We start from the raw sequence: 12939 nt of genomic DNA on the forward strand, positions 1-12939 counted from the left end.
CGGTGGCCCCTCAGAAGAAGATCTTCGCGGTGGACAGCAGCCCCTGCTTCCACGGGTCTCGGCTGGTGCGTCCGGTCGCGCCCGCCGCCGGCGCGGTGTGCCGGGAGGTCCGCCACCAGTCGTAGGTGCGCAGCACGGCCTCGGCGTTGGAGAGGCGCGGCGTGAAGCCGAGGCGTGCCTTGGCCTTGTCGATGCTGACGTACGAGTCGTCCATCAGCTTGTGCAGGAGGCGCCCGTACACCGGGGACAGCTTCAGCCGCTGGAGGAGGCTGAGCAGGGCGAGCGCGGGGCGGGCGGGCAGGCCGACGACCCGCTTGCCGTGGCCGGCGGCGTCGAGGACGGCCTGGAAGTCCTCGCGGAGGGTGCCGAACTCGGCGGCCGCGAGGTTGTAGGTGTCGTTGGCGATGTCGTCCTCGGCGTGGATGACGGTGACGACGGCGTCGACGAGGTCGTCGACGGCGAACATCTGGATCTTGACGTTCCCCTTGCCGAGCACGGGGAAGTTGCGGCCTTCCTCGGCCCATTCGAAGAGCATCGAGAAGAGGCCCATGCGGCCGGGGCCGACGAAGGTCTTGGGGCGGAGGATCGGCACGCACATGCCCTTGGCCCGGTACTCCTCGGCGATCTCCTCGGCGGCGGCCTTGGCCCGGCTGTACGTGTCGACCGGCTCGCGCGGGTACTCCTCCGGGGTCGGCACGATCGTCGGGAGACCGTAGACGGCGGTCGAGGAGATGTGGACGACCCGCGGGGTGCCGGCGGCCGCGGCGGCGGCGAAGACGTTGCGGGTGCCGCCGACGATGATCGAGCGGATCTGCTCGTCGGGGTAGCTGGGCAGGGCGGCGGCCGCGTGGACGAGGACGTCGGCGCCGTCGAGCGCCTTGTCCATCAGGGTGCGGTCGCGGATGTCGCCGGTGAGGACGACGCCGGGGCCCGACCGCAGGTCGACCCCGCGGACCTCGTGTCCTTCGCCGAGGAGTCGTTCGGCCAGGCGGGAGCCGAGCATGCCGGCCGCGCCGGTGATCGTGATCACCACTGGGAGCTCACCTTCTGCTTGATGAAGCGGGCGACGAGGCCGGTGAGGCCGCGGGAGAGGACGTCGTCGAGGGCGTCGATCACGCGCTCGGCCTCCTCGGGTTCGGTGACGAGGGAGGGGCCGATGATCAGCGGGTTGTTCCCGTTGAGCGTGTAGTACGTGTAGATGTCGTGGTCCTGATAGAGCGCGTTGATGACGGCGCAGGTCACGAGCTTGGTCTTGAAGCGGGGGTCGCGGGCCATGCCGCCGGGGGCGAGCTTGGCGACCAGGTCGAGGATCTTTGGGCCGCCCTCGATGAAGACGCCCCAGAGGGCACCGGCGCCGGCGATCCGGCCGATCTCGTCGGGGTACTGCTTGGCGAGCCGCTCCAGGCCGGGTTCGAGTACGGCTCCGAGGGCCCGGGCCCGGGCCGGGTAGTCGTCCTCGACGGCGATGTTGACGGCTTCGAGGGCGGTGGCGCACTCCTCGCCGAAGCCGTAGTAGGTGGTGGAGGTGGAGTTCATCAGGGCGTCGCCGAGGTTGTCGTACGCCTTGCGGAAGACCGGCTCGCGGGCGATGTAGGCGGAGACGGAGGACTTGCCGCCGCCGAAGGACTTGGACGTGGTGAGGACGTCCGGGACGAGGCCGGGGTAGCGCATGAAGTGGAAGAGGGAGCCGGTCTTGCCCCAGCCGGTGTAGATCTCGTCGAAGATCAGGACGATCTTCTCGCGGTCGCAGATCTCGCGCAGACCGCGCAGGAACTCCTCGGAGCACTCCTGGATGGTGGAGGCGCTGAACGGCTCGATGAGCAGGGCGTAGACGTCGCCCTTGTGGGTGGCGACGGACCGGCGGACGGAGTCGAGGTCGCCGTAGCGGAAGGTGGCGACGCCGGGGATGGTCGGGAAGCCGAACTGGGCCTGGCCGGTGAGGCCGCCGGAGCCGAGCAGCTTGCCGTGGAAGGCGCAGTCGGCCCGCAGCACCGTGTTCCGCTTGCCGTTGTGGTACTTGTACGCCAGCTTGACCGCGCCCTCGACGGCCTCGGCACCGGAGTTGGGCAGGAACGCCATGTTCAGGTCGCCGGGGAGGATCTCGGCCAGGTTGTGGCCGAGGGCGGCGAGGTAGGGCGAGAAGTAGGTCTTGTGGACCTCCATCCGCTTGTCGCGGGCGAAGCGTTCGCGTGCGGCGAGGATGCGCGGGTGGTTGTGGCCGTGGTTGAGGACGCCGACCCCGCCGGTGAGGTCGAGGACGCGGCGGCCGTCCGTGAGGGTGAGGTAGGCCCCTTCCGCGCTCCGGACCAGCTCGCGGCCGAAGCCGAACGACGTCATGAGGGAGACCTGGCTCTTGTTGACGTAGCGGCGGTACAGGTCGTGGACCTGACCGACGTCGAACCGCTCGGCATCGTCAAGGGTGTACATGGGCGTTCTCTCCGATCGGGAGGGCGAGGGCGTAAGGGTGGGGCTGGGGGTGGGGGAGGCCGGCGGGTCCGGCGGCGGGGGCGCCGCTCTCGCCGGGCGTGGGGGACGACGGGGTGCGGGAGGGGGCGCCGGCCGGTACGGGGCCGGGAGCCTCCTGCGGTTCCCGTACGTCCCGTCCGGGCTCCTCCGTCGCGGTACGGACCGGCGGCGTGCCGTTCCGGGCGTCGCGGATCCGGGCCCAGGTCAGGACCACCGCCGAGCTGCCGAGTTCGGCGAGGACGCAGACCAGGCGGCTGGCCAGGGCGGCCGCGGCGGCGAGCCCGCCGGGCAGCACGGTGGCGAGGGCGGCGGTGAGGGTGAGCTCCCGGACCCCCCAGCCGTCGGGGACGATCACGGCGAGGCTGCTGACCACCGTGGCCAGCGCGAAACCGCCGACGGCCGCGCCGAGGCCCGGCCACGGGGGAGCGCCGATCGCGAGCAGCAGGAACCACAGGTGGAGCCCGGAGGCACCCCAGGACGCGAGCGCCAGGAGCACGGCCCGGCGGACCGCGGTGTCCGGCGGCGGCTCGACGGGGCGGCGTACCAGCCGGGCCAGCCGGGCGACGGGGCGGGTGAGGACCGAAGGACGAGCGACCCCGGCGAGGAGGACCAGGACCGGCGGGCAGAGCCAGTACCAGTGCTGCGGCAGGGCGGCGGGCGCGGCGGCCAGGCCGACGGCGGCGCCGGTGAGCAGGGTGAGGGCGAGGCTGAGCACGTACGCCGAGGTCATCCGGGCGCCGGGAACGCCGGCCGCGCGGCCGTGGGCGACGTGGGTGAGGACGCCCCAGACGCGGCCGGGCACGTACTTGCTGAGCTGGCCGAGGAAGTAGATCTTGGCGGCGAGCAGCCCCCGGATCGGATGCTCGCCGGAGATGAGGACGCGCCAGGCGTGGACGGCCAGGACGAGTCCGGCGATGTTGGCGAGGACGGAGGCGACGAGGAGCGGCACGGCGTCGGCGCGGGCGAAGGCCCTGGCCGCTTCGGCCCCCTGGTCCTCGACGAGGAGGAGGACGCCGAGGAGGGCGGCCGCCACCACGACGGGGGTGAGCCAGCGGCGGATGCGGTCCATCACCGGCCGCCCGCTCCCGCCGTGGCGGGCGGGGCCGCGGGCGCGCTCGGGGACGTCCCGCCCCGCAGGGCTCCCACCGCCGCCCCCGCGAGGAGCGCGGCGTGGCAGGCGAGGTGGACGCCGGTGAAGAAGGCGGCGAACGCCGCGCCCCGGCGGCCGGCCGCGAAGCCGATGAGCCGGCCGTTCGCGAGGCCGAAGGCGAGCAGGCCCGCGGCGCTCGGCAGCGCGAGCCAGGGGCCGGTCGTCCCGAGGAGCGCGAGGAGCGCGGCGACGACCGGGGAGCCGAGGAGGAACGCGGCGGCCAGGACGGAACCGGGAGTGTTGGCGGTCAGGTTGGTGCGACCGCCGGCCCGGGCGGAGCGCAGGGCGGGTACGAGGAGGAGGGCCCGCCGGTACGTCTCGGCGAGGAGCGGCCCGAGCCGGTGCTCCTCGTCGTGGTGGGCCATCACCCGCTCGGTGAGGACGATCCGGTAGTGCGGGGCGAGCCGGTCGCTGAACTCCAGGTCCTCGGAGTCCCGCAGCGACTCGTCGAAGCCGCCGAGCCGGGCGAACACCTCGCGGGGCACGGCCGCCTGGGCGAAGAAGGCGGTCTCGACGACGCCCGCGCCGCGCGCCCGCCACCAATAGGCGTGGAGGGTCTTGTACCACTCGACGGGCCCGTCGTCGAAGAGCGGCTCGGGGGCGATCACACCGTGCACGCAGCCGCACGCGGGGTCGGCGCGGAGGATCTCCAGGGCCGCTTCGACGGAGCCCGCGGTGAGGGCCTCGTCGGAGTCGAGGAAGAACAGGACGTCCCCGGTCGCGGCGGCGATGCCCGTGTTGCGGGCGGCGGAGACGCCTCGGTTGGTGCCGTCGCCGAGGAGGGTGCAGGGGTGACGGCGGGCGATGTCGGCGGTGGCGTCCGTGGAGCCGTCGTCGACGACGATGACCTCGTGGACGGGGTGGGTCTGGGCGAACACGGATCGGAGGCAGGCGTCGAGGGTGCGTGCGGAGTTGTGGGCCGGTATGACGACCGACACGGTTTGCGTCATGGGAGGAGCACACCGGGTCGGCGTATGGGACGCGTATCGTTCCCGTATCGCCTCTTCTCGCAGTTCGAGACGGTCAACTCACGGACGGATCAGCTGACTTGGAGGCTGCTAGCGTTCCCGGCCGTGAACCCTGCCGTGAACCAGGTCGCACGCCCGGCCGAGAGCCCCGGGCCGGAGCGCGCCGTGAACCCCGCCGTGACCCCTCGGACGGCCTTCCCCCGCGTGCTCGCGTCGGCCGCGGCGGGGTGGGCCCTGCTCGCCCTGCCGGGCCTGTTCCTCAGCGGGGCGTGGTGGCCGTGGCTGCTGCCGGACCTCGTGCCCCCGCTCGCCTTCCTCGCCGTGCCGCTCGCGCTGCTCGCGCTCTGCGCCGTCGTACGGGACCGGGTGCGGCGCCGGCGGCTCGCCGGCGCCCTCGCGGTGCTGCTGCTCGCCGGGGCCGGGCGGGCCGGGGTGAACTGGGGAGCCCTCGTGCCCGGTGGCGGGCCGGCGCCGGCCCCCGCGACCGCACTGCGGGTCTTCTCCTGGAACACCCTGTACTGGGACACCACCGACGACCCCTCCGCCATCCACCGCTTCCTGCGCGCGAAGGACGCCGACGTGTACCTGCTCCAGGAGTACCTGGCCCGGGAGGACGGCAAGCACACCGAGATCGACCGGTCGGCCGCCCTGCGCGCTGCCTTCCCCGGCTACGAGGTGGTGGTGCGCGGCGAGCTGGTGACGCTCTCGCGGTTCCCGGTGGTGGCCACCCCCGCGGTCGGCCCCGGGCAGGCGACCGACGACCGGTCGGTGCCGTGGCGGGAGCGGTTCGAGCGGAACAAGGTGCTGCGCACCGACATCGCCCTGCCCGGCTCGGTGGTGTCCTTCTACAACGTGCACGTCCCGGTGCAGCTGGACGTCGAGCGCTCCCCGCTGAGCGGGGACTTCTACCGGGTCGTGCGGGACACCGATCCGGTGCGCAAGGAGCACTACGCGGCGTTGCTCGCGGACGTCCGCGCGAACCCGCGTCCGCTGCTGGTCTCGGGCGACTTCAACACCACCCCGGCGATGGGCGATCTGGACGGGCTGCGGGGCGCTCTCGCGGACGCGGCGACCGCGTCCGACGAGGTGCTGCCGGTGAGCTGGGGCCCCGGCCCGCTGCCGCTGTGGCGGCTGGACTGGACGTTCACGGGCGGGGCGCTGCGTGTGCACCGGTACGCGCTGACGGACCCCGGCGGTCTGTCCGACCACCGGGGCCAGGAACTGCTGGTCTCCCCGGCCCCGACGGCGGGGCGGGCGGGCGGGAGGTGACCGTCAGGCGCCGGCCTCGTCGAGGCGGCGGCGCTGCTCGGGGTCGAGGGTCAGCGTGAGTGCCCCCATGACCTCCTCGATCTGTTCGACGCGGCTGGCGCCGACGATCGGCAGGATCCGCTGCTCGCCGCCGAGCAGCCAGGCCAGGACGACCTGGTTGACGGTGGCGCCGAGCTCGCGGGCGGTCTCGGCGAGCGCGGCGAGCCGGGGCGGAGTGCCCGGGTGGTCGTACGCGTCGGGGATGCCGACCTCGGGCCGGGTGTATCCGCCGGAGAGCAGCGAGCTGTAGGCCCAGACGGGCAGCTGCTCGGAACGGGCGTAATCCAGGTGTTCGCGGGTGACGTGGACGTGGGCCGTGGACGGCAGGGCCTTGTCGAAGCGGGGCAGCAGATAGGAGTGGCGGTTCTGCAGGTGGGTGAACCGGGGGCGCTCGCCGGCCAGGGCGCGGGCGCGCTCGACCCGCCAGACGGCGTGGTTGCTGGCGCCGAGCTCGCCGGCCTTGCCCTCGTCGACCAGGTCGGCGAACGCACCGACCGTCTCCTCCAGCGGCACGGCACGGTCCTCGACATGGGCCCAGAAGACCTCGACGCGGTCGGTGCCGAGGCGCGTCAGGCTGCCGTCGAGGGCCGTCTTGACGACCTTCTCGGAGAGGCCCTCCCACTCGTCCGTGCCGGGCCGGGGACGGGCGCCGCACTTGGTGGACAGCACGACGGAGTCGCGGTTGCCGCGGGCGTCGAGCCAGCGGCCGACGGTGAGCTCGGACTCGTCGCCGGTGGCGCCGTCGAGCCAGTACGAGTAGTTGTTGGCGGTGTCGACGACGGTGCCGCCCAGTTCGGTGAAGCGGTCGAGGATCGCGAACGAGGTGGCCTCGTCGACGCTGGTGCCGAAGGGGAGGGCGCCGAGGACGATGGTGCGCTGCGGGATCGCCATGGGGTGCGGTCCTTTTCGATGGAGCGGCGGACAACGGATCGAGCGGGTTGGACTAGACCAACCCGCCTCCATCCTGGATCACGAACTCCCCTTCCGCACCGCCTTGTTGGTAACCACCCGTCTCGACCTGACGAACTCCGAGGAGTTTGGATTGGTCCAGACCTTCACCCGTGCGGCGGTCTATGATGCCCCCGCACGCGAGACGTACACAGGGCTTTGCCAGGGGGGATACGCCTTGTTGGAGGCGCTGGGAATCCAACGGTCGGAAGAGACCGTCTACCGACTCGTCCTCGACCACCCCGAGGAAGGCGTGGCCGAACTTGCCGCGCGCCTCGCGTGGCCGGAGGAACGGGTCCGCGAGGCACTCGGGCTCCTCGCCGAGGCCCGGCTCGTCGCCATGGGCGACGGCGCGGACCGCCCCGTCCCGTTCAGTCCCGAGATCAGCTTCTCCTTCCTCCTCGCCCGCGCCGAGGCCGAACTGAGCCGCCGCCGCCGTGAGGTGGCCCAGGCCGAGCGCGCGGTCGCCGGCATCCTCGCCGGCTACGCCGACGGCACCGGCCCCCGCCCCGCCCACGACGTGGTGGAGCGCGTGATGGGCCTGGACGCCGTGCGCCAACGGCTCGAAGAACTCGCCATGGGAGCCCGCGAGGAATGCCTCTCCCTCCTGGTGGGCGGCGCGCAACTGCCCGACACCATGGACGCCAGCCAGCCCCTCGACCAGCTCGCCCTGGAACGCGGCGTCAAGATCCGCTCCATCTACCAGGAGAGCTTCCGCAACGACCAGCCCACCGTCGACTACGTCCGCTGGCACTGCGAACTCGGCGGCGAGGTCAGGACGGTGCCGGTGGTCCCCCTCCTCATGGTCATCGTCGACCGGGAGTCGGCCCTCGTCCCCGTCGACCCCGACGACGGCCGGGCCGGCGCCCTGGAGGTCCGCAGCCCCGGCCTCGTCCACGCCCTCACGATCCTCTTCGACCGCCTCTGGGAGACCGGCACCCCCTTCGGCCAGGCCCCCCGCCGCGACGCCCACGACCTCTCCCCCCAGGAGCGCGAACTCGTCATGCTCCTCGGCATCGGCTGCACCGACGACATCGCCGCCCGCCGCCTCGGCGTCTCCCTGCGCACGGTCCGCCGCATGAGCTCCGAACTGATGTCCCGCCTCGGCGCCCGGAGCCGCTTCGAAGCAGGCGTCCGCGCGACGAAGGAAGGCTGGCTCTGACGGATGGAGGGGAGCGGACCGCGCGGTCCGGCCTCCGGGCGGCGGGCCGAAGGGCGTCCGTACCCCCTGAAGTCGGACAGGGCAACCCGCTCGCGGACCGGTTCCCGACCGGGAGCAGGGTCCCAGGCCTCCTCCCGTCGACGGACGGGCTGACCCCCGGGCCGGTCGGGGGGTGCGTCGGATGGTCCGGGGTGTCCTCGCCCGGCGAGAGTGAGGATCATGAACACGCACAAGATCCTGCTCGCCGCCCTGATGGTCCCGCTCGGTGCCACCCTGGTCGTCGCCCCGGCCGCCTCCGCCGCCGCCCCGCCCGCCGTATCCGTCTCCACCGGCGCCGCCGTGCCCGCCGGACCGCGGGGGGCCGCGGCCGAGACCTTCCGCTCCCCGGAGGCGGCCCTCGGCCGGGTGGCCCACCCGCTGCGCACCACCGAGTCCCACGGCGGCCTGTCCGACCTCCGCGCGTTCGGCCGGATGGTCGGCGACGCCGAGGTGGTGGGCGTGGGCGAGGCCACCCACAGCTCGCACGAGTTCCTCACCCTCAAGCACCGGCTCCTGCGGTACCTGGTCGAGGAGAAGGGCTTCCGGGCCTTCGCCCTCGAAGCCCCGTGGAGCACCGGACTGCGGCTCGACGCCTACCTCCTGCGCGGCGAGGGCGACTTGAGGCAGATCATGGACGAGGAGTTCCAGGGCACCTACCGGTGGTGGAACAACGCCGAGTACCGGGATCTGCTCCAGTGGATGCGCGCGTACAACGTCCGGCACCCGGAGGACCCGGTCCGCTTCGTCGGCGACGACGGAGGGTTCGCCGGCGCCGAGCTGTACGACAGGGTGAGCGCCTACGCGGCCGCGGCCCGCCCCGACCTCGCCCCCCGGCTCGCCGACCTGTACCGCGGCCTGCGGCCCACCACCGACGCCGAGACGTACGTCGACGACTACCTGTCGAAGCCGCTGGCCGAACGCGAGGAGCTCGCCGGACGGACCGCCCGGGCACTGGAACTGCTCAAGCGGCGGCCCGGCGGGGCCGCCGACGCCGACGCGCACGCCTGGGCCGTCCAGCACGCCACGGCCATCCACCAGATGACCACGCTGTACGCGTTCGACTGGGACGACCCCGAGCGGATCCCCGACGCCATGCTCCACCGCGACCGGACCATGGCGGAGAACGTCGCCTGGTGGCAGCGGCGGACCGGCGACAAGATCCTCCTCGCCGCCCACAACAGTCACATCGCCCTGCGGACCCCCGTCCCCGGCACCTATCCGAAGGTCCAGGGCGAGTTCCTCCGGGAGCGGCTGGGCCACGCCTACCTGAGCGTCGGCCTCACCTTCGACCGCGGCTCGTTCAACGCCTTCGGCCGGGACGGCGACGTCCACCGCTTCACCGTCGGCCGGTCCGCGCCCGACTCCGCCGAGCACACCCTCGACCGGGTACGGTTCCGCGACTTCGCGGTGGACCTGCGCAGCGCCCCGGAGGCGGCCCGTTCCTGGCTCGCCGCGCCGCGCACCGTCAAGAACATCGGCGCCACCTACCCCGGGATCGCCGACGCCCCGAGGATCGGGCTCGCCCGGTCGTACGACGTCCTGATCCACCTCCAGCAGGTGGAAGCGGCCCGTCTGCTCTCGTAAGTAGCGCCGGACGGGCGCGGGCGGGGCGGGAGGCATTATCCCTTTTCCGCCGCCGGTCCGGGTTGAACTGGGCATTTCCTGCTGATGAAGCAATTCGGAAGCGTTCGGGCGTCGAATGCGCTCCGCGTCTTCCCGGCCCCGGTACGGAATCGCGGTGGTCGTTCCCAAGGATTGATCCAGTATGTCCAGAATACCCCGCTGCCCGGCGGAATTTGCCGCAGTGTACCGGTGAAGGAGAAAGGCCCTCCTGTCAAGAGGGCCTTTCTTCGATGCACTCTTGTGGCGGGATGGAAGCCGTGTATACGGTTTCCTGGCGCGTCCTCCGGGGCGGCATGGTGAAGGAAAGCGGACAAAGGGGTCGTTACCGTGGCCTACGGTGCAGTCGTCGCCGTTTCGTGCCCGCGCGGTATGCGGCCTGCTGTGCGCTGGGCCGGTATTTGCTGGGCGGGATGACTTTTCCATTCGTTCCGCAGAGGGCTCCGCAGAGGACTTCGAGTAAAAAAGCGCGATCCTGATCACAAAAAAGGATCAGCCCTGTATGGTGGTGCCGGACAGTCCGATTCCCCGGATGGGGGAATCGGGTCACACGGTTTTTCCTGAGGATCAGCGCGTGCGTACGACCTGTAAAATCCGCCGCTTCACGGGGGTCAGCAGAGAGTGTACGACCACGGAGATCCGTACTCCTTAGCCGTTCGGTCGGCGTACCGGAAAGTGCCGCCGCGCCTCTTGGCCGTCCGCGGTGGCGGCCCCGCCGGCCTGGTGGCCCGAGACCACGGGAGCGCGTCCTGCGCGCCGGCCGCCGCGGCCCCGAGGCCGCGTGCCGGCGGGAGACGAGGGCCGCTGCTGTGAGCAGTCCTTCGGTGAACCCGCTGGCCGGCCCCCACCTGGTGGCCGCGATCTCCGCGACGGCCGAGGCCCACCCCGAACGCAAGGCCGTCGGCCTCGTCCGGGATCCGGACCGCGAAGGCGAAGAGGCGTTGCGGAACTACGCCTGGCTCGACGAGACCGCCCGCCGCGTCGCCGTCCTCCTGCGCACGGCCGGCCTGGGCGCGGGCGCGCGCGTCCTGCTGCTCTTCCCGCAGTCCGCCGAGTTCGCGGCGGCCTACGCCGGATGCCTCTACGCGGGCATGGTCGCCGTCCCCGCGCCCCTGCCGACCGGGACCTCCCTGGAGGCCGCCCGCGTCGTCGGCATCGCGAAGGACTCCGAGGCGGGTGCCGTCCTCACCGTCTCCGAGACCGAGGAGGACGTCCGGCAGTGGGCGGCCCGCACGGGCCTGGGCGCACTGCCCCTCCACTCCGTCGACGCACTGCCCGGCGACGCCGACCCCGACACGTGGCGGGAACCGGAGATCCGGACCGACACCGTGGCCGTCCTCCAGTACACCTCCGGCTCCACCGGCAGCCCCAAGGGCGTCGTCGTCACCCACGGCGCGCTCGCCCACAACGTGCGCAGCTTGCTCACCGGCTTCGACCTGGGATCCGGCGCCCGACTGGGCGGCTGGCTGCCGATGTACCACGACATGGGGCTCTTCGGACTGCTGAGCCCGGCCCTGTTCAGCGGCGGAACCGCCGTGCTGATGAGCGGCGGCGCCTTCCTGCGCCGACCGTCCCAGTGGCTGACGCTGATCGACCGCTTCGGCCTCGTCTTCTCGGCGGCGCCCGACTTCGCCTACGACTACTGCGTACGACGGGTGAAACCCGAGGAGACGGACCGGCTCGACCTGTCGCGCTGGCGCTGGGCGGCCAACGGCTCCGAGCCCATCCGCGCCGAGACGCTCCGCGCCTTCACCAAGGAGTTCGCCCCCGCCGGACTCCCGCCGAACGCCACGACCCCCTGCTACGGACTGGCCGAGGCGACCCTGCTGGTGACCCTGTCCGGGGGGGAGCTGCGCACCCGCCGGGTGGACGTCGAGGAACTGGAGAACCACCGCTTCGTCGAGGCGGCCGCCGGACGCCCCTCCCGTGAGGTCGTCTCCTGCGGCCGGCCCCCGGCCCTGGAGATCCGCGTCGTCGACCCCGCCACCGGCAAGCCCGTCAGGGGCGACCGGGTCGGCGAGATCAGAGTCCGCGGTGCGAGCGCCGCCAGCGGCTACTGGCAGAAACCCGAGGCGAGTGCCGAGACCTTCGTCATGGACGCGGACGGCACCGGGCCCTGGCTGCGCACCGGCGACCTCGGCGCCCTGTACGAGGGCGAGCTGTACGTCACCGGCCGCATCAAGGAACTCCTCATCGTGCACGGCCGCAACATCTACCCCCACGACATCGAGCACGAACTGCGCGCCCGCCACCCCGAACTCGGCACGACCGGGGCGGCGTTCTTCCTCCCCACCGAAACGGGCGAGGCCGTGGTCGTCGCCCACGAGGTCAACCCCTCCGTCCGGCCCGAGCACGGCCCCGCGCTGGTGACGGCCCTCCGGGCCACGCTCGCCCGCGAGTTCGGACTCGCCCCGGCCGGAGTGGTGCTGGTACGCCGCGGCTGCATCCCGCGCACCAGCAGCGGAAAGGTCCAACGCCGCCTGACCGCCCGGCTCTTCAGCGCCGGGGAGCTCGCCCAGGTCCACGCCGACCCCGGCGCCCACCGTCTCCTGGAGACGCTCCGGGAGACGGGCGACCGGGACGGCACCCTCCCGTCCCCCTCATGACCGCGCCCCCCCCACAGACGCCCCGCCCCCCACATGTCCGCCGCTCCCGCATGATCATGCCTCCCCCATGACCATGCCCCGCCCCTGACACGCGACCGTCCCCCCGCCCTGATCCGCTCCCGGCGCCGGGCTGCCCCCACCCCGGGGCACGGCGAAGCCGAGGTCCCGGCCCGCTCCACGGCGCCGGCCCCGACGCCGTCCTGAGCACCGACCGTGCGCGCCCACCGAAGGCAGAGGTTTTCCCCGCATGTCCCCCTCCCCCTCCCCGTCCCCCTCCCCCTCCCCGGCCGCTCCCCACGACCCCGACGCCCTGCGGCAGCGGCTGCGCGAGCTGTCCGCCGACTGCCTCGGCGTCCCCGCGGACTCCCTCGCCACGGACGTCCCCCTCACCGACTACGGGATGACCTCCGTCACCGGCACCGCCCTGTGCGGCATGGTGGAGGAGCAGCTGTCCGTCGCATGCGACCTCGGACTGCTCTGGCAGGAGCCGACGATCGACGGGCTCACCTCCCGGCTGGCCTCGCGCACCGTGCGCTGACGGCCGCCGCCCCCGTACCACGCGCAGACCGTGCCCAGGCACGCGTGCGTCCGGACGCCTCCGCGCGCCCTGGCGCGCCGACACCCCTTCAGTCCGAGAGCGGGAGAAGCATGTTGGAGTCCCCGGCACACCGT

10 protein-coding genes are annotated in these 12939 nt (G+C 72.8%); 5 read left to right on the forward strand and 5 right to left on the reverse strand.

The annotated features are described in order from the left end of the window. Positions 1–10 precede the first annotated feature (10 nt). From ACFZCF_RS16610 to ACFZCF_RS16625, 4 genes are read right to left on the reverse strand one after another with little or no spacing between them, the layout of a single operon-like run. The gene (locus ACFZCF_RS16610) at positions 11–1033 is read right to left on the reverse strand and encodes an NAD-dependent epimerase/dehydratase family protein (protein ID WP_391287014.1); all 1023 of its coding nucleotides are present in this window, start codon (positions 1031–1033) and stop codon (positions 11–13) included. After that, the gene (locus tag ACFZCF_RS16615) at positions 1027–2427 is read right to left on the reverse strand and encodes an aminotransferase class III-fold pyridoxal phosphate-dependent enzyme (RefSeq protein WP_391287015.1); all 1401 of its coding nucleotides are present in this window, start codon (positions 2425–2427) and stop codon (positions 1027–1029) included. Before ACFZCF_RS16615 ends, ACFZCF_RS16610 begins: the two co-directional genes overlap by 7 nt. Further along, positions 2414–3535 (reverse strand): lysylphosphatidylglycerol synthase domain-containing protein, encoded by a 1122-nt coding sequence (locus ACFZCF_RS16620; protein WP_391287100.1) that lies wholly within the window; start codon positions 3533–3535, stop codon positions 2414–2416. The genes ACFZCF_RS16615 and ACFZCF_RS16620 overlap by 14 nt, the downstream gene beginning before the upstream one ends. Continuing rightward, positions 3535–4566, reverse strand: coding sequence for a glycosyltransferase (locus ACFZCF_RS16625; RefSeq protein ID WP_391287016.1), 1032 nt, complete (start codon positions 4564–4566; stop codon positions 3535–3537). The genes ACFZCF_RS16620 and ACFZCF_RS16625 overlap by 1 nt, the downstream gene beginning before the upstream one ends. 123 nt (positions 4567–4689) lie before the next feature. On the opposite strand from ACFZCF_RS16625, the gene ACFZCF_RS16630 reads away from it, so the two are divergent. Then, positions 4690–5853: an endonuclease/exonuclease/phosphatase family protein gene (locus ACFZCF_RS16630; RefSeq protein ID WP_391287017.1), complete on the forward strand. Its 1164-nt coding sequence runs from the start codon at positions 4690–4692 to the stop codon at positions 5851–5853. 3 nt (positions 5854–5856) lie between these two features. Here the strand turns inward: ACFZCF_RS16630 and ACFZCF_RS16635 are convergent, their stop codons facing one another. Next, entirely contained in the window at positions 5857–6783 is a 927-nt protein-coding gene (locus tag ACFZCF_RS16635; protein WP_388449297.1) for an aldo/keto reductase, read from the reverse strand. Between the two features lie 310 nt (positions 6784–7093). On the opposite strand from ACFZCF_RS16635, the gene ACFZCF_RS16640 reads away from it, so the two are divergent. From ACFZCF_RS16640 to ACFZCF_RS16655, 4 genes are all read left to right on the forward strand, one after another. Further along, positions 7094–8002 carry a LuxR family transcriptional regulator gene (locus ACFZCF_RS16640; protein ID WP_391287018.1) on the forward strand — a complete coding sequence of 303 codons (909 nt, stop codon included), beginning with the start codon at positions 7094–7096 and terminating at the stop codon, positions 8000–8002. A 219-nt stretch (positions 8003–8221) separates the two neighbouring features. Beyond that, positions 8222–9625 (forward strand): erythromycin esterase family protein, encoded by a 1404-nt coding sequence (locus tag ACFZCF_RS16645; RefSeq protein ID WP_391287019.1) that lies wholly within the window; start codon positions 8222–8224, stop codon positions 9623–9625. An 845-nt stretch (positions 9626–10470) separates the two neighbouring features. Next, positions 10471–12267 (forward strand): AMP-binding protein, encoded by a 1797-nt coding sequence (locus tag ACFZCF_RS16650; RefSeq protein WP_391287020.1) that lies wholly within the window; start codon positions 10471–10473, stop codon positions 12265–12267. A 247-nt stretch (positions 12268–12514) separates the two neighbouring features. After that, entirely contained in the window at positions 12515–12805 is a 291-nt protein-coding gene (locus tag ACFZCF_RS16655; protein ID WP_388449293.1) for an acyl carrier protein, read from the forward strand. The last annotated feature ends 134 nt before the right edge of the window (positions 12806–12939 follow it).

The sequence above is a fragment of the Streptomyces sp. NPDC007945 genome (assembly GCF_042958885.1).
In the GTDB taxonomy this organism is placed as follows: Bacteria; Actinomycetota; Actinomycetes; order Streptomycetales; family Streptomycetaceae; genus Streptomyces.